The organism is Pseudomonas sp. RtIB026, from assembly GCF_016861355.2.
Lineage (GTDB): Bacteria > Pseudomonadota > Gammaproteobacteria > Pseudomonadales > Pseudomonadaceae > Aquipseudomonas > Aquipseudomonas peradeniyensis.
The window spans coordinates 2140539-2157056 of the sequence record NZ_AP023348.2 but is presented as its reverse complement, the minus strand read 5'-3'; the positions used below and the strand labels follow the sequence as shown (position 1 = coordinate 2157056).

Here is a 16518-nt window from a genome sequence, read left to right as displayed (position 1 = left end):
CACCACCAGTCACCAGGCTGGCACAATACCCGCCATGAACAGACTCCCCACCTGCTGCGCCCCGCTCCAGCACCACTGGCCCCTGCCCCGCCCGGTCCCCGGCGCGGTGCTGGTCAGCTGCGCCTTCGACCCGGCCCGCCTGGCCGCCGACGACTTCCAGCGCGCCGGCATCGAGCAGACCGCCAGCCTGCAACGCTCGGTGGCCAAGCGCCAGGCCGAGTACCTGGCCGGTCGGGTCTGCGCCCGCGAGGCACTGCGGATTCTCGATGGTCGAAGCTACGTTCCCACCCCTCATGAAGACCGCTCGCCAATCTGGCCCGCCGGCATCCACGGCTCGATCACCCACGGCCAAGGCTGGGCCGCCGCGGTTGTCGCAGCCGACGGCCAATGCCGTGGCCTGGGCCTGGACCAGGAAACCCTGCTCAGCGAAGAGCGCGCCGAACGCCTGGCCGGGGAGATCCTAACGCCCGCCGAGCTGGAGCGCCTGGACCGCAGCCAGCAGGCCCTGGCCGTGACCTTGACCTTTTCGCTCAAGGAAAGCCTGTTCAAGACCCTCTACCCGCTCACCCGGCAGCGCTTCTATTTCGAACACGCCGAACTGCTGGCCTGGTCCGCCGACGGTCACGCCCGCCTGCGCCTGCTCACCGACCTGTCGGCCGAGTGGCACCACGGCGTCGAACTCGATGGCCAGTTCTGCCTGCAGGACGGCCATCTGCTCAGCTTGATCAGCGTCTAGTCGCGCGGCTGCTCACGCGGCCAGCTCAGGCTGAAACACGCCCCGCCCAGTTGCTCGCTGTGCCCGACCAGGGCGCGGCCGCCGTGCCAGTAGATGATCCGCCGCACGATCGACAGCCCCAACCCATGCCCGCCCGAGGCCCGGGTGCGACTGTCATCGAGACGGGTGAACGGGGTGAAGATGCGGTGCCATACCCCTTCGGGAATCCCGGGTCCGTCGTCCTCGACATCGATGCGGCAACGCTGCTGGCCGATCTGATAACTCAGGCGCACTTGCGATTCGGCATGGCGCATGGCATTGCGCACCAGGTTCTGCAGGGCCCGGTGCAGGTAACGCGGCTCGGCCTCGACCCGGGCGTCGCCGCCGTCGAGCCCGTGGCACACCCCGCGCACAACCCGCACCTCGGCCCGCAGCGGCGCCAGCTCCTCGATCACCCGCGCCAGCAGCTCGTCCAGGTCCACCACCTGGAAATGCAGGGCCGGCGCGCCCTGCTCCAGGCGGGCGTAGGTCAGCATCTCGTCGACCAGCTTGTCCAGGTCCTGGATATCGCCGTCCATGCCGGCCAGGTGCTTGGCCCTGGCCTCATCGGTGCTGGCGCTCTCGATCATCTCCAGGCCGAAGCGCAGCCGCGCCACCGGCGTGCGCAATTCGTGGGACACCGCCCGTACCAGCTCGCGCTGCATGGTCAATGAGCGCTGCAGGTGCTCGGCCATGCCGTTGAAGGCCTCGGCCAGACGCCCCACCGAGTCGGCGTCGCCGGCCGGCACGCGGGTATCGAGACTGCCCTGGGCGATGCGCGTGGCCGCCACCTCCAGGCCCGACACGCGCCGCTCCAGTTGGCGCACCAGCAGGTAGACCACCAGGCCGATCAGGCACAGGCCGAGGAAGGCGATCAGGATCAGCAACTGCGGCGGATACGGGTTGAGCTGGTACAGCGGGCCGATCTCCAGCACCCAGGGCGAACCGGACAGCCCCGCGAACACGCGGATCGAATCGCCGTCCCGGCCCAGGGCCATCACCGTGTCGCCCTCCTCCACCCGGCGGCGCTGGTCGTCGTCCAGGGCAGCGCGCTCGATACGCTGCAGGGCGATGTCGAAGCCGAAGCCCTTGCTCTGGCGCAGCTGCGCCAGACGCGCCTGCTGCTCGGTCACCGGGTAGCGCACCAGTTCGTCGGCCAATAGGTAAAGCGTGGCGCGGGCCAGCTGCTCGCTGATCTGCTTGACCTCGGCCACCAGCAACAGATCCTCGTGACCAACCCGGCGCAACACCCGGGCGGCATGCGGGCCGGTCTTTTCCACCACCACCAGGTCGCGGTACAGCCGCGCCCGCTGCCCGCCGTCGAGGGTGAACGCCGACAGCGGCTGCAGGTCCAGCGGCACGCCGAGCAGGCGCTCCCAGATCACCAGCGAACGGGTGCGTTCCACCGCGTTCTGTTGCGCCAGGTTGTCGGCCATCAGGCTGAAAGTGCCCTGGGCCAGACGCTCGCGGTGCTGGCCGGCGCGGATTTCGTTGAGCAGATGCAGGCTGAGCACGCCGAGCACGGCCACCAGCACCAGCACCGCGAGCATGCCGCCATAGATGCGCAGGAAGATCGAGTTCATGGCGCCTCGCCGACGAACAGGTAACCCTTGCTGCGCAGGGTCTTGATCAGCCGCGGGGTGATCGGGTCATCGCCGATCTTGGGGCGGATCTTGGAAATGCGCACATCGATGGAGCGGTCCTGGCCGTCGTAGCCGACACCGCGCAGCGAGGTGAAGATCTCCTCGCGGGACAGCACGCGCCCGGCGTTGCTGGCCAGCAGCCAGAGCAGGTCGAACTCGGCGCCGGTCAGCTCGATCAACTGGCCGCTCAGGCGCGCCTCGCGCTGACGGCTGTCTATATGCAGTGGGCCGAAGGTCAATTCCTGGCGCCGTTCCGGGGCCTCGCTGCGGCGCAGCAGGGCGTTGATGCGCGCCAGCAGCACGCGCGGGCGCACCGGCTTGCACACATAGTCGTCGGCGCCCAGGTCCAGGCCCTGGATCTGGTCCAGCTCGTCGCTGCGAGCGGTGAGCATGAGGATGGGGCCGGCGTACTGGCCACGCACCCGGCGGCAGATGCTCAGGCCGTCCTCGCCGGGCAGCATCAGGTCGAGGATCACCAGGTCTGGCTGGCTGTCGATGATGCGCCGGGCGGCACGGCCACCATCGCCCTCCACCGCCACCTCGAAGCCGTTGGCCTGGAGGTACTCGGCGGTGAGCTCGGCGAGGCGCTGGTCGTCCTCGACGATGAGGATGCGGTTGATTGGCTGGTCCATGGCCTTACCCTTCTTCTGGTTTTTTTTGGGCCTTGCTGTTGTCTGTACCGGCTTCATCGCGGGGCAAGCCCGCTCCCACGCATGACTCTGTATCCCACGCATGGTTCTGTATTCAGCGTGGGAGCGGGCTTGCCCCGCGATGAGGCCAGCACAACCCTTTGATTCCAGCGAAAAACCGCCTTCACCAAAGCGCAACATCAGCCCCGGATACTACGTCCCGCCCCCACCCCTGCCAACCACCCAGAACGCCCCACGACTGAACCGTTTTTTGTGATAGGGTGCGCGCCCGAAAAAAACTGCGCGAAGGCGTAGCACAGACAAAAAATAGTGCAAACCTCTTGGGACAAGGCCTACAGCGAATACCCACGGATCACTCACAAAGTACCCACAAGTTATCCACAGGCGCTCACCTTGCAAAGCCCCCGAGACCGCATTATCTTGTATCCCTATCGCAGCGAACCACTAGATGTTGGGTTTCGCGCAAAATCACAAACACAAGTCGCCAGGCAAATTCAAGCGAATTTACCGACTGAACTTAACGTGATTTCAACAGCCAAACCGCTCCTGCGGAGGGCGACCGAGGCAAGCCGCAGACGGCCTTGTTCGGGTATGAGTGTTGCAGGCAACGCCTCGCCACTCATCAGCAACAGATTTTGGGTACGCCCAGAACCTTTGACTTCGGCCAGGGAGCGGCAGGTTATTGCCCCTTATTCCTGAGTCTGTCCCGAAGTCGGTAAGCCCGAGCGGGCGTATGCGCGTGCATGACGCCTCCCCGCCCGGGCCATCGAGCAAGCGGACGGAACGGTGGGCGCCCCAACAAGGCGCCTGAACAAACTAGAAACTGTGGAGACACCCACCCATGCAAACCGACACAACTCGCGAGAACCCGCAGGCCAAGGCGCCGCAGGCCGAATCCAACCAGGATCTGGCTGCCACCGCCCCCGGCCAACTGCGCGTGATCAAGCGCAACGGCACTGTCGTCCCCTACACCGACGACAAGATCACCGTGGCCATCACCAAGGCGTTCCTCGCAGTTGAAGGCGGCACCGCCGCCGCCTCGTCGCGCATCCACGACACCGTCGCGCGCCTGACCGAGCAGGTCACCGCCACGTTCAAGCGTCGCATGCCATCGGGTGGCACCATCCACATCGAAGAAATCCAGGACCAGGTCGAACTGGCCCTGATGCGCGCCGGCGAGCAGAAAGTCGCCCGCGACTACGTGATCTACCGCGACCAGCGTGCCAAGGAGCGTGCCACCCGCTCCAACGCCGACAGCGTGGTCGAGCCGCACCCAAGCATCCGCATCACCCTGGCCGACGGCAGCCTGGCCCCCCTGGACATGGCCCGCCTGAACACCATCATCAGCGAAGCCTGCGAAGGCCTGGCCGAAGTCGATGGCGAGCTGATCCAGCGCGAAACCCTGAAGAACCTGTACGACGGCGTGGCTCTGAAGGACGTCAACACCGCCCTGGTGATGACCGCCCGTACCCTGGTCGAGCGCGAGCCGAACTACTCGTTCGTCACCGCCCGCCTGCTGATGGACACCCTGCGCGCCGAAGGCCTGGGCTTCCTGAATGTCGCCGACAGCGCCACCCACCACGAGATGGCCGACCTGTACGCCAAGGCCCTGCCGGCCTACGTCGAGAAAGGCGTCGAGTTCGAGCTGCTCGACCCAGCACTGAAAGGCTACGACCTGGAGCGCATGGGCAAGGCGATCAACCACGAGCGTGACCAGCAGTTCACCTACCTGGGCCTGCAGACCCTGTACGACCGCTACTTCATCCACAAGGATGGCGTGCGCTTCGAGCTGCCGCAGGTGTTCTTCATGCGTGTGGCCATGGGCCTGGCGCTGGAAGAGAAAGATAAAGAAGCCCGTGCGATCGAGTTCTACAACCTGTTGTCGTCCTTCGACTACATGGCTTCGACCCCGACCCTGTTCAACGCCGGTACCCTGCGTCCGCAGCTGTCCAGCTGCTACCTGACCACCGTCCCGGACGACCTGTCGGGCATCTACCACGCGATCCACGACAACGCCATGCTGTCGAAATTCGCCGGTGGCCTGGGCAACGACTGGACCCCGGTACGTGCACTGGGCTCGTACATCAAGGGCACCAACGGCAAATCGCAAGGCGTCGTGCCGTTCCTGAAAGTGGTCAACGACACCGCCGTTGCCGTGAACCAGGGTGGCAAGCGCAAGGGCGCCGTGTGTGCCTACCTGGAAACCTGGCACCTCGACATCGAAGAATTCATCGAGCTGCGCAAGAACACCGGTGATGACCGTCGTCGTACCCACGACATGAACACCGCCAACTGGATCCCTGACCTGTTCATGAAGCGCGTCTTCGATGACGGCAAGTGGACCCTGTTCTCGCCATCGGAAGTGCCTGATCTGCACGACCTGACCGGCAAGGCCTTCGAAGAGCGCTACGAGTACTACGAAGCCCTGACCGAGTACAACAAGATCAAGGTATTCAAGACCATCCAGGCCAAAGACCTGTGGCGCAAGATGCTGTCGATGCTGTTCGAGACCGGCCACCCATGGCTGACCTTCAAGGACCCGTGCAACCTGCGCTCGCCCCAGCAGCACGTGGGCGTGGTCCACAGCTCGAACCTGTGCACCGAGATCACCCTGAACACCAACAAGGACGAGATCGCGGTCTGCAACCTGGGCTCGATCAACCTGCCGAACCACATCGTCGACGGCAAGCTGGACACCGCCAAGCTGCAACGCACCGTGAACACCGCCGTGCGCATGCTCGACAACGTGATCGACATCAACTACTACTCGGTGCCGCAAGCGCGTAACTCGAACTTCAAGCACCGCCCGGTCGGCCTGGGCATCATGGGCTTCCAGGACGCGCTGTACCTGCAGCACATCCCCTACGGCTCGGACGCTGCCGTCGAGTTCGCCGACAAGTCGATGGAAGCGGTCAGCTACTACGCGATCCAGGCTTCCTGCGACCTGGCCGACGAGCGCGGCGCCTACGAGACCTTCCAGGGTTCGCTGTGGTCCAAGGGCATCCTGCCACTGGACAGCCAGCAGATCCTGATCGAGGCCCGTGGCCAGAAGTACATCGACGTCGACCTGACCGAGAGCCTGGACTGGGCCCCGGTGCGCGAGCGCGTACAAAAAGGTATTCGTAACTCGAACATCATGGCCATCGCGCCGACCGCGACCATCGCCAACATCACCGGCGTGTCGCAGTCCATCGAGCCGACCTACCAGAACCTGTACGTGAAATCGAACCTGTCGGGCGAGTTCACCGTGATCAACCCGTACCTGGTCCGCGACCTGAAGGCCCGCGGCCTGTGGGACTCGGTGATGATCAACGACCTGAAGTACTACGATGGTTCCGTGCAGCAGATCGAGCGTATCCCGCAAGAGCTGAAGGACCTGTACGCCACCGCGTTCGAAGTCGAGACCAAGTGGATCGTCGATGCCGCCTCCCGTCGCCAGAAGTGGATCGACCAGGCCCAGTCGCTGAACCTGTACATCGCCGGCGCTTCGGGCAAGAAGCTGGACGTGACCTACCGCATGGCCTGGTACCGTGGTCTGAAGACCACCTACTACCTCCGTGCCCTGGCCGCGACCAGCACCGAGAAGTCGACCATCAACACCGGCAAGCTCAACGCCGTGTCGAGCGGCGGCGACAGCGCCCCGGTCCAGGCCGCGGGCCCTGCCCCGGTACCGAAGGCTTGCGCCATCGACGAGCCGGATTGCGAAGCCTGCCAATAAGGCCTTCGCAGCGCTGAGCTGAAGATGCCGCCTCAACCGCCCTCACGGGTGGCTGAGGCGGCATTTTTTTGCGCCCCGACATTCCCTGCGGGAGCGGTGCGTGGGAACGGCACGTGGGAGCGAGCTTGCCCCGCGACAGGGCCCTACAGGCAATACACCCCCTAGGCCCTGACCAAGATCAAAACACCATATGTAGCGCCAAACAAAAAAAATCACACTACATATAGGATCTAATCCCATTTAGGGCTAGACTCTTACCCCGTGACGAACCACCGGTATCCAGTGAACGGAAGCACGTAATGCAGGTCGAAAATTTACCGCCTTGCGCCTCCTGCGCCGCCCCGATCCAAAGTGATTTCCGGTATACTTCGCGGCCCCAAAAAGGGATGAGCCAATGATCGACTGCGTGAAGCAAGCCCCCCCGGGCCACACCGCAGGTTTTATCGTTGCCGTACAGCTTCCAGGTGCCCTGCCCCCTCGCCCGAGTGCAGGCCAGGCGCCGACCCGAACACCTTCAAACGTGACGAGAGCCCGCTCTCACTGCTTGCCGCAGCGCCTGTTGGCGTCGCGCCGTACAGGCATCACTTCAAAATCCAACCGGTTGCCCCGCGCAACCCTCTAGCAGGAGCCAGGACCATGCTGAGCTGGGACGAATTCGACAAAGAAGACGGTGAAGTCGCCGCCAAAGGCAACACCCCCGCGCAGGCCGCAGCCGCCACCACCCTCGACAAGCTCGACAGCGCCGGCGGTGCCGCCGCCCTGGAAGCCCGTGCCGCCACCGCCGCCGACTCCGACGCCGTCAAGCGCGCCAAGGCTGCGCTGGACGCCCTGGATATCGCTGAAGGCCTGGCCGAGCTGGAAGGCTCCTCGGCCCGTGTCGCCGTTGACGAAAAGCGCATGATCAACTGCCGCGCCGACCTCAACCAGCTGGTACCGTTCAAGTACGACTGGGCCTGGCAGAAGTACCTCGACGGCTGCGCCAACCACTGGATGCCGCAAGAGGTCAACATGACCGCCGACATCGCCCTGTGGAAGAGCATGGACGGCCTGACCGAAGACGAGCGCCGCATCGTGATGCGCAACCTCGGCTTCTTCTCCACCGCCGACTCCCTGGTGGCCAACAACCTGGCCCTGGCCGTGTACCGTCTGATCACCAACCCCGAGTGCCGTCAGTACATCCTGCGCCAGGCCTTCGAAGAGGCGATCCACACCCACGCCTACCAGTACTGCATCGAGTCGCTGGGCATGGATGAAGGCGAGATCTTCAACATGTACCACGAGATCCCGTCGGTCGCGAAAAAAGCCGCCTGGGGCCTGAAGTACACCCGCGCCATCTCGGACCCGGAGTTCAACACCGGCACCGTCGAGACCGACAAAGAGCTGCTGCGCAACCTGATCGCCTACTACTGCGTGCTGGAAGGCATCTTCTTCTACTGCGGCTTCACCCAGATCCTCTCCATGGGCCGCCGCAACAAGATGACCGGCGTCGCCGAGCAGTTCCAGTACATCCTGCGCGACGAGTCCATGCACCTGAACTTCGGCATCGACGTGATCAACCAGATCAAGATCGAGAACCCGCACCTGTGGGATGCCGCGATGAAGGAAGAGGCTACCCAGATGATCCTGCAGGGTACCCAGCTGGAGATCGAATATGCCCGTGACACCATGCCACGCGGTGTGCTGGGCATGAATGCGGCGATGATGGAGGACTACCTCAAGTTCATTGCCAACCGTCGACTGACCCAGATTGGGTTGAAGGAAGAGTATCCGGGGACGACTAACCCGTTCCCTTGGATGAGCGAGATTATGGACTTGAAGAAGGAGAAGAACTTCTTTGAGACTCGGGTGATTGAGTATCAGACTGGCGGGGCGTTGAGCTGGGACTAATTTGTCCGGCCACTCCAGAAGGCTGCCCTCGGGCAGCCTTTTTTATTGCGTTCGCTTTCAAAGTGTTTGCGTGAGGGCCGAAAGGTGTTCGTCGGGGATCCTGTAGCGCCTACCAGATCGAGCGCCGCCCGCGCGGCGCATCGCGGCACAAGGCCGCTCCTACATCTGTTTCGGGCCAGTTTCTCCTGCGCCATCACCTGGTCCGCCTTGTTGGCACGACGCGGTTTCAGCGTGTGCCTTACCCCCGCCCCACATGACTCAAGACATGCACCAAGGCAGGCGCCGCCCCGCTAACAGGCATAACTGGCCCGAAACAGATGTAGAAGCGGCCTTGTGCCGCGATGCGCCGCGCGGGCGGCGCTCGATCTGATAGGCGCCACAAGGCTTTCGGCGAACACTTGGTGGCCCTCATGCAATAGCACTCAAATGCCCTCAAACATCTGATATCAAATCAAGAAACGCCCTACAGATTTGCCACTTTTTACCACCAGCAAATCACGCTAATTTCTCCAAGCGCTAAGAACGCTCACGCAGCGGAATCCCGTTCCCGTTAGAAACGGCTCTCCTGACTTTGGATAGCCCATCATGGACCACTACTCCACCACCCTCTTCACCCGCCACAACCGTCCCCTCCACACCCTCTGGCTCGAATCCCAGGCCTGGTTCTGCGCCCACGAACTCGGCCGGATGACCGGACGCTTCTTCGACGAACACTGCATCCGCAAGCTCGACCCGGACCAGCATCGCACCGTGCAGCTGCTGCGCTACGGCCAGTACAGCGAGACCACCATGGTCAGCGAGTCCGGGGCCTATACCCTGCTGGCCCATCATCACATTCCGGAAAACCGCCACCTGCGCCACTGGCTGACCCACGAGGTGGTGGCGGTGCTGCGCGATGGGCAGGACTCGGCGCTGGAAGACCTGCCGCGCCTGGGCAGGATGTGCTGGCCGGGTGGGCATACGGCGAGTCTGTTGTATTGGCAGAGTGAGCCTTGGGTACGGATGCGGGATATGCCGGTGGTGATGGCGGCGGAGAGGCCCGTGGTGGTGCCCGAGCGGCGCAAGTTGAGCTGGAAGGAATGTGCGCAGCGGGCGTTGCGGTTGCACGGGGTTGGCGATTGAACCCTGCGATCCCCTGAAAGGGCTGCCATGCAGCCCTGTTCAATCCTGCCCTGATTTCTTCCGGATGCGCTGGCGCTTGGCACCAAGCTCATAGCGAGCGATGTCGGCTATGCACTCCACCTTCGGCAAAAACAACGCCTCAAGCTCTTTTCTTCGACCTAGAACCATCGCCACTCGGATCAGATTTTCAAAACCGACATTTCGTCCCGTTTCAAGGTTGGACACGGTATTGGTGCCGATGCCAGCACGAGCAGCCACTTCCGCTTGCGACATCTGTTGAGCGAGCCGCTCGGTGCGCAAGCGCTCGCACAAGGCCCTCATGAGTTCGCAGGGTTTGGTAAGACTTAAATCCAACTTCATGTGTGTTAACTCAATAAATCGCAGTTAAGACACAAAATATTGGATTAATAACTCCTCTGCCAGGGAGGGGTTCGTCTTTCTGAATGGTCTGACAACGCCGTAAGACTCAGGCAGTTTTCGAAGGAAGATTTCGGATGACTGGGGCGTGGGAGCGGCGCTGCGCCGTAGGAGATTGCACCGCAAAGCCGGTGCTCCCCTTCGCGGGGCAAGCCCGCTCCCACGCCCTTATCCGCTCACAATGGACGTAGCACAATAGCCTTAGTGAGCAACATCCAACGGCATCCGATACTCGATCACCCCCGGTTTCTCGGCAATCCAGTCATACAACCGCTGCGCAGTCCGGTTGGTCTCCTGGGTATGCCAGTACAGCCGGTCGCACTGCTGCTGCCGGGCCTTGTCCTGGACGAACTCGATCAGTTGCTTGCCGACCATCCGCCCCCGGGCGCTCGGGCACACGAAGAGGTCTTCCAGGTAGCAGAAGTCGTTGCGTCCCCAGGTCGAGCGGTGGAACACATAGTGGACGAAGCCGAAGAGCCGCTCGCCGTCGGTGGCCACGGCGCAGTGCATGGGCTCGGCCGGGTCGAAGAAGCGGGCCCAGGTGCGCTCGGTGATGGCTGGGCCCAGGTCTACCTGGTAGAAGGCCTGGTATTGCGACCAGTAGTCGAGCCAGGGCTGGAGGTCGGTTTGCTTCACTTCGCGGATGAAGACAGGTAGTTGGGTGGTGGTCATTGGTGGAACCCCTTTTTGGGCAACGCAGTGTGGATGAGTGAGGGGGCCGGCCTGCCCGTAGCGCTTGCCTTCCTTGGTGGTTGCTTGCGGGCTTGGGTTTTATAGCGGATAAATGGTTGGTTTTTACCTGCCAATCGTTCGGTTGTTACCAGACCATTTTGGGGTTGTGGATGAGCGTAAGGCTTGGGATTGCCGGGGCTGCTTTGCAGCCCTTTCGCGGCGCAAGGCCGCTCCTACAGGAGGGCGCGGTCCCTTGTAGGAGCGGCCTTGTGCCGCGAAAGGGGCGCGAAGCGGCCCCGGCATTGGCAGCCATTAATCAGGTCCATCAGCCAGGGAATCAGGCCAATGTTCAAACACGCGCAGCTGGAATCGGTGAAAGCCTGGATCAACGACCCCGCACACGCCGCGCTGGCCTTGCATGTGCGTATTCAACGGGCGATCCGTCAGTTGATCCTCGACGACGCTCTGCCGGTGGGCAAGGCGTTGCCCGCCTCGCGCCCGCTGGCCCAGTCCCTGGGCGTATCGCGGGATACCGTGGAGTCGGCCTACAGCCAGTTGCACGCCGAAGGCTTTATCGAGCGGCGCGTGGGCAGTGGCAGCTTCGTGTCGCAACGGGCGCGCTGCCTGCCGTCGCGCAAGCGCCAGCGTCCGGCACACACCGAAGCCCCCGTGCAGTTGAGCCGCCGTGGTGAAGCGCTGTTGCACAGCGGTGGCGTCCACAACTTCCAGTCGCCCCGCCCCTTCGCTCCGGGCGTGGCCGAAACCCGGCATTTCCCCCTGGCCATCTGGGAGAAGCTGGAACGACAGGTGTACAAGGAATACGGCACGCGGGCGCTGGAACACAGCGAGCCGCAGGGCATGGCCCCGTTGCGCAGGGCAATCGCCGACTACCTCAACCTCGAACGCGGGGCCCAGGCATCCGCCGAGCGCATCCTGATCCTCACCAGCTCGCAACAGGCCCTTGGCCTGTGCGCCCAGGTGCTCATGGACGCAGGCGACCAGGTGCTGGTCGAGGACCCGCTGTACCAGGGCACCCGCAAGGCTGTCACCGCCGCCGGCCTGGCATGCGTGCCGGTCCCGGTGGACGAGCATGGCCTGCAGGTGGACGCCATGGCCCGGCTGGCGCCGGATGCCCGGGCGGTGTTCCTCACCCCTTCGCACCAATACCCGACCGGCGCGACCCTGGCGCTGGACCGGCGCCTGCTGGCGATCGAATGGGCCCGCCAGCAACAGGCCTGGATCATCGAGGACGACTACGACAGCGAGTTCCACTACGCCGGCCGCCCCACCGCCTGTGTGCAGGGCCTGGACCCACACGACCGCACGCTGTACATCGGCACCTTCACCAAATCGCTGTTCGCCGGCCTGCGCATCGGCTACCTGCTGCTGCCGCCCCAGCTCGTCACGCCGATGACCGCCGCTCGCACGCTGCAGGACGGACATAACGCCTCCATCGCCCAGCTGACCCTGGCCCGGTTCATGGAGGGTGGCCACTTCAACGCCCATGTGCGGGCCATGCGCGCGCTCTACGCCGAGCGGCGGGATGTACTGGCGGATCTGCTGCGCAGGCACCTGGGGGCGTTTCTCGTGCCGCAGGTGCCCGCCGGCGGGCTGCAGATGCCCTGCCATTTCGTGCAGGGCTTGCCTGAAGACGCCGTGGTCAGGGCGGCACGCGGAGTAGGGATCGATCTGTTGGGGCTGGGCAGCTTGTACGCGGTGCCGAGGAACGATGCCGGCTTGCTGATGGGGTTTGCGGCACTGACACCCGCTGAGATGAGGGAGGCGGTGGTGAAACTGGAGAAGGTGTTGGCAGGTCTGGTCACTTCGGGACGTTCGATGCGGTAGCCCGTTCTGCGCGAAACGAAATGTGGTAAACCAATCGCTGAAATCCACCGCGAAAACCAGGATCAGACAACGCCTAGAATTCTTGGCAAAAAAACCAAAATGCACCATCAACGCCTAGAAAACTAGTCTTTATCGAGTAGCGGATTTTCCTTTCAAGTGGACCATACAAAGCCTAGAATCCTAGGCATGCAGGTCAATAACGGCGTTTTAAGCATAGGATCCCAGGCGTTATGAAAGCCATATCAATGACTGACGACGCTATCGCCAACGAGATCGGCCAACGCATTGAGGCTATCCGCCTGAAGCGTAATATTGGCCAGGACATCGTCGCCCATGAAGCCGGGATTTCCCGGGAGACCTACCGCAAGCTCACGGCAGGCAAAGGCACCCTGGTGAACGTGATTGCCGTCCTGAGGGTGCTGGGAGAGCTTGATCGTCTCGCCTCCCTCATCGAGGACGTCAGGACCAGCCCCGTGCAACTGGCAAAAATGCAGGGCAAGCAGCGGATGCGGGCGACTGTCACACGGGCTACACCGCCGGCGCCTGAACACGGAATCAGGACGCCTATCGGCAAGCCCACGCTCATTGGTGGCCCGAAACCCGACAAGGATGACAGCTGGTGATTGCACGGATCTATCTCTGGGATGTGTATGTAGGCGCGCTCAACTGGAACACTCAGACCCAGATCGGAGAGTTCGAATACACCCCCGAGTTCGTCAGGACCGGCCTTGAGATCTCGCCGGTCCACATGCCCTTGCGCCAGGACTACACCTACGTGTTCCAGGGGCTGGACCGCGAAACCTTCAAGGGCCTGCCCTCGATCCTCGCCGATTCCCTGCCCGATGATTTCGGCAACGCACTGATCGATGCCTGGCTGGCCCAACAGGGGCGTGACAAGGCAACGTTTACCCCGGTCGAACGCCTGCTGTACCAGGGCAAGCGCGGCATGGGCGCCCTGGAATATCGTCCGGCGATGGCCACCGAGCGGGACAAGGGGGAGAGCATCCATATCGATGCCCTGGTGCGCCTGGCCAGCGAGGTGTTGTCCGAACGCGAATCGATCGCCGAGCGCCTGGATGCCAAGGACCCATCGCTGGACGACAGCGCCCTGCAGCACCTCATCCAGATCGGTACCAGCGCCGGCGGCGCCCGGGCCAAGGCGGTGATCGCCATGAATGCCGAAGGCGAGATCCGTTCGGGCCAGGTCACCGCGCCGCCGGGTTTCGAGTACTGGCTGCTCAAGTTTGACGTGGCCAAGGACTCGACCGTACTGGCTGATTCGCAAGGCTATGGGCGCATCGAGTACGCCTACCACCTGATGGCCAGGGCGGCCGGGATCACCATGACCGAGTGCCGATTGCTGGAGGAAGGTGGACGCGCTCACTTCATGACCCGGCGCTTCGACCGCACGACCGAAGGTGAAAAGATCCACGTGGCGACCTTGTGCGCACTCGACCACGCCGACTTCCGCAAGCCTGGCCAATACTCCTATGCCGAGGCCTTCGCGGTGATGCGCGCACTGCGGATTTCCCGCGACGGCGCCGAACAGTTCTACCGCCGCATGGTCTTCAACCTGGTGGCACGCAACCAGGACGACCACACCAAGAACACGGCCTTCATGATGGACACCGACGGCACCTGGTACCTGACGCCGGCGTATGACGTGTCCTATTCCTACCTGCCTGGCAGCTTCTGGGTCGATACCCACCAGATGACCGTGAACGGCAAACGCGACGACTTCACCCTCGACGATCTGTTAAGCGTTGCCAGCCAAGTGCGTGGCATGGACGCACGGCGGATCATCAAGGAAGTCTGCGAAGCCGTCGCACAATGGCCGCAGTTTGCCCAGGACGCTGGGGTGCCAACCTCAGCCAGTAAGCGAATCGGTGAAGTACACCGCCTGTATCTTGGCGAGGGGCTTTGAATAAACGCCCCTCCCGAGGGCTGGACACGCAGCTCAAGCCACCCGCACCACCACCTTGCCCTTGCTCCGCCCACCTGCCACCGCCGCCAACGCCTGTTCGGTAGCCTCGAAGGCGAACACTTGGTCGAGTACCGGCGTCAGGATCCCCTCCTCCACCAGCCGGGTGATGTCCTCCAACTGTCGACCATCGGCGCGCATGAACACGAACCGATAGCGCACGCCCAAGGCCTCACAACGCTTGCGGATGCGGCGGCTGAGCAGGCGAAGTACCTGCCGTAATGGCCAAGCCATCCCTTGCTCGGCCGCGAACTCAGGCGTGGGCGGCCCGGAAATGGAAATCAGCTGGCCACCCGGTTTGAGAATCTGCACCGAGCGCTCCAAGGTGCCTGCCTCCAACCCGCTGAGCACCACATCGTAGTCGCGCAATTCCCGGGTGAAATCCTGGCGCTTGTAATCGATGACCTCATCCGCGCCCAAGGCCTTCACCCATTCGACATTGCCCGTGCTTGTCGTGGTGGCGACGAACGCCCCCAAGTGCTTGGCCAACTGGATCGCGATGCTGCCCACGCCACCGGAGCCCGCATGAATCAGCACCTTCTGCCCCGGCTTGAGCTGGGCGGTTTCCACCAATACCTGCCAAGCGGTCAAGGCCACCAAGGGCAGCGCGGCGGCCTGCTCCATGCTCAAGTTGGCGGGCTTGCGCGCCAACGCCTGCTGGGTGACGGCAATCTGTTCGGCAAAACTGCCGATGCGTGCCTGCCCAGGCCGTGCATAGACCTCGTCGCCGGGCTTGAAGCGGGTAACACGGGCGCCCACGCGCAGCACGGTGCCAGCCAGGTCGTTGCCCAGGATCAGCGGCAAGCGGTACGGCAGCACCCGTTTGAACTCGCCGTTACGCAGTTTCACGTCCAGGGCGTTCACCCCGGCGGCGTGGACCCGCACCAGCACATCGTCATCCCCCAGGGTGGGCACGGGCATTTCGGCGATACGCCCGACGACATCCTTGCCATAACGATCAATGATGAAAGCTTTCATTGAGGTCTCCCGCAACTCACTGCGCATTGCGATAGCGCTCGGCAACCAAGGATTGGCGCAGGTCACCCATCAGTAACTGCCGGGTGCCATCCAACGCAGCCCAGCGCTCGGCATGTTGCAAGGGTGGAATGGTGATCGCTTCGCGGCGGTCGTAACCCACCAGCGCAGCATCGACCAAGTCTTCCACCTCCATCACTTCTGGCAGCGTGTTGATGTCCAGCCCGGAACGCGACCAGATCTCGGTGCGGGTCGCGGCCGGCAGCACGGCCTGCACATAGACCCCCCTCTGCCCCAGCTCCAGCGCCAGCCCCTGGGACAGGAACTGCACGAACGCCTTGGTGGCGCCATACACGGTCATGCCCAGTTCCGGCGCCAGACCCACCACCGAGCCGATGTTGACGATCGCGCCAGTGCCCTGCTCGGCCAGGCGCGGCGCAATGGCGGCAGCCAAGCGGGTGACGGCGGTGACGTTCAGGCCGATCAGGCGCTCGAGGCTTGCGCCATCCTGCCCCAGAAAGCCCCCTGACTGGCCTTGCCCGGCGTTGTTGATCATCACGCCTATACGCGAGTCTTCACGCAACCGCGCTTCGACCCGAGCAAGGGCATCGGCCTGGGTGAGGTCGGCGACCAGCACCTCGACGGCGACAGCGAAGTGCTCACGCAGGCGGGCAGCCAGGGTCTCCAGGCGCGCCTGGTCGCGGGCGACCAGCACCAGGTCGTGACCACGCTGGGCGAAGCGTTCGGCATAGGTGGCGCCGATACCGCTGGAGGCACCGGTGACGAGAACGGTAGGCAAGGCACTCATGGCAAATCCTCAAGGTGGGTGGCGACACCCGATCGGGGTGGGCCTG

At 63.5% G+C, this 16518-nt stretch carries 13 protein-coding genes; 7 read left to right on the top strand and 6 right to left on the bottom strand.

The annotated features are described in order from the left end of the window. Positions 1-34 precede the first annotated feature (34 nt). The gene (locus PRtIB026_RS09725; RefSeq protein ID WP_267813779.1) at positions 35-736 is read left to right on the top strand and encodes a 4'-phosphopantetheinyl transferase family protein; all 702 of its coding nucleotides are present in this window, start codon (positions 35-37) and stop codon (positions 734-736) included. Here the strand turns inward: PRtIB026_RS09725 and PRtIB026_RS09720 are convergent. Beyond that, the gene (locus PRtIB026_RS09720; RefSeq protein ID WP_203647705.1) at positions 733-2337 is read right to left on the bottom strand and encodes an ATP-binding protein; all 1605 of its coding nucleotides are present in this window, start codon (positions 2335-2337) and stop codon (positions 733-735) included. The genes PRtIB026_RS09725 and PRtIB026_RS09720 overlap by 4 nt on opposite strands. Next, positions 2334-3029: a response regulator gene (locus PRtIB026_RS09715; protein ID WP_028690938.1), complete on the bottom strand. Its 696-nt coding sequence runs from the start codon at positions 3027-3029 to the stop codon at positions 2334-2336. The genes PRtIB026_RS09720 and PRtIB026_RS09715 overlap by 4 nt, the downstream gene beginning before the upstream one ends. An 859-nt stretch (positions 3030-3888) precedes the next feature. On the opposite strand from PRtIB026_RS09715, the gene PRtIB026_RS09710 reads away from it, so the two are divergent. The 3 genes from PRtIB026_RS09710 (at position 3889) to PRtIB026_RS09700 (ending at position 9774) form a co-directional block, all read left to right on the top strand. Beyond that, positions 3889-6765, top strand: coding sequence for a ribonucleoside-diphosphate reductase subunit alpha (locus PRtIB026_RS09710; protein ID WP_203647706.1), 2877 nt, complete (start codon positions 3889-3891; stop codon positions 6763-6765). Between the two features lie 636 nt (positions 6766-7401). Beyond that, positions 7402-8652 carry a ribonucleotide-diphosphate reductase subunit beta gene (locus tag PRtIB026_RS09705; protein ID WP_050704266.1) on the top strand — a complete coding sequence of 417 codons (1251 nt, stop codon included), beginning with the start codon at positions 7402-7404 and terminating at the stop codon, positions 8650-8652. 585 nt (positions 8653-9237) lie between these two features. After that, positions 9238-9774: a Bro-N domain-containing protein gene (locus tag PRtIB026_RS09700; RefSeq protein WP_203647707.1), complete on the top strand. Its 537-nt coding sequence runs from the start codon at positions 9238-9240 to the stop codon at positions 9772-9774. A 39-nt stretch (positions 9775-9813) separates the two neighbouring features. Here PRtIB026_RS09700 and PRtIB026_RS09695 read toward each other — a convergent pair whose 3' ends face one another. Continuing rightward, positions 9814-10134 carry a helix-turn-helix domain-containing protein gene (locus tag PRtIB026_RS09695; protein ID WP_203647708.1) on the bottom strand — a complete coding sequence of 107 codons (321 nt, stop codon included), beginning with the start codon at positions 10132-10134 and terminating at the stop codon, positions 9814-9816. 258 nt (positions 10135-10392) lie between these two features. Beyond that, positions 10393-10863, bottom strand: a complete 471-nt coding sequence (locus PRtIB026_RS09690) for a GNAT family N-acetyltransferase (protein WP_203647709.1) — start codon at positions 10861-10863, stop codon at positions 10393-10395. Between the two features lie 345 nt (positions 10864-11208). Here PRtIB026_RS09690 and PRtIB026_RS09685 point away from each other — a divergent pair, with 345 nt between their 5' ends. The 3 genes from PRtIB026_RS09685 (at position 11209) to PRtIB026_RS09675 (ending at position 14632) form a co-directional block, all read left to right on the top strand. Then, positions 11209-12708 (top strand): PLP-dependent aminotransferase family protein, encoded by a 1500-nt coding sequence (locus tag PRtIB026_RS09685; protein ID WP_203647710.1) that lies wholly within the window; start codon positions 11209-11211, stop codon positions 12706-12708. Positions 12709-12953: 245 nt separating this feature from the next. Next, a complete protein-coding gene (locus tag PRtIB026_RS09680) occupies positions 12954-13331 on the top strand; it encodes a helix-turn-helix domain-containing protein (RefSeq protein WP_186599698.1) in 378 nt (125 codons plus the stop codon). Beyond that, entirely contained in the window at positions 13328-14632 is a 1305-nt protein-coding gene (locus tag PRtIB026_RS09675) for a type II toxin-antitoxin system HipA family toxin (protein WP_203647711.1), read from the top strand. Before PRtIB026_RS09680 ends, PRtIB026_RS09675 begins: the two co-directional genes overlap by 4 nt. A 33-nt stretch (positions 14633-14665) precedes the next feature. Here PRtIB026_RS09675 and PRtIB026_RS09670 read toward each other — a convergent pair whose 3' ends face one another. Then, the gene (locus PRtIB026_RS09670) at positions 14666-15667 is read right to left on the bottom strand and encodes an NADP-dependent oxidoreductase (RefSeq protein WP_203647712.1); all 1002 of its coding nucleotides are present in this window, start codon (positions 15665-15667) and stop codon (positions 14666-14668) included. A 16-nt stretch (positions 15668-15683) separates the two neighbouring features. Beyond that, on the bottom strand, positions 15684-16472 hold the full coding sequence (locus tag PRtIB026_RS09665; protein ID WP_267813778.1) for an SDR family NAD(P)-dependent oxidoreductase: 789 nt from the start codon (positions 16470-16472) through the stop codon (positions 15684-15686). Between the last annotated feature and the right edge of the window lie 46 nt (positions 16473-16518).

What these genes read in the sequence shown, in the direction of transcription:
- PRtIB026_RS09725 (WP_267813779.1), top strand. Translation starts at nt 35, where the DNA reads ATGAACAGACTCCCCACCTGCTGCGCCCCGCTCCAGCACCACTGGCCC.
- PRtIB026_RS09720 (WP_203647705.1), bottom strand. Translation starts at nt 2,337, where the DNA reads ATGAACTCGATCTTCCTGCGCATCTATGGCGGCATGCTCGCGGTGCTG.
- PRtIB026_RS09715 (WP_028690938.1), bottom strand. Translation starts at nt 3,029, where the DNA reads ATGGACCAGCCAATCAACCGCATCCTCATCGTCGAGGACGACCAGCGC.
- PRtIB026_RS09710 (WP_203647706.1), top strand. Translation starts at nt 3,889, where the DNA reads ATGCAAACCGACACAACTCGCGAGAACCCGCAGGCCAAGGCGCCGCAG.
- PRtIB026_RS09705 (WP_050704266.1), top strand. Translation starts at nt 7,402, where the DNA reads ATGCTGAGCTGGGACGAATTCGACAAAGAAGACGGTGAAGTCGCCGCC.
- PRtIB026_RS09700 (WP_203647707.1), top strand. Translation starts at nt 9,238, where the DNA reads ATGGACCACTACTCCACCACCCTCTTCACCCGCCACAACCGTCCCCTC.
- PRtIB026_RS09695 (WP_203647708.1), bottom strand. Translation starts at nt 10,134, where the DNA reads ATGAAGTTGGATTTAAGTCTTACCAAACCCTGCGAACTCATGAGGGCC.
- PRtIB026_RS09690 (WP_203647709.1), bottom strand. Translation starts at nt 10,863, where the DNA reads ATGACCACCACCCAACTACCTGTCTTCATCCGCGAAGTGAAGCAAACC.
- PRtIB026_RS09685 (WP_203647710.1), top strand. Translation starts at nt 11,209, where the DNA reads ATGTTCAAACACGCGCAGCTGGAATCGGTGAAAGCCTGGATCAACGAC.
- PRtIB026_RS09680 (WP_186599698.1), top strand. Translation starts at nt 12,954, where the DNA reads ATGACTGACGACGCTATCGCCAACGAGATCGGCCAACGCATTGAGGCT.
- PRtIB026_RS09670 (WP_203647712.1), bottom strand. Translation starts at nt 15,667, where the DNA reads ATGAAAGCTTTCATCATTGATCGTTATGGCAAGGATGTCGTCGGGCGT.
- PRtIB026_RS09665 (WP_267813778.1), bottom strand. Translation starts at nt 16,472, where the DNA reads ATGAGTGCCTTGCCTACCGTTCTCGTCACCGGTGCCTCCAGCGGTATC.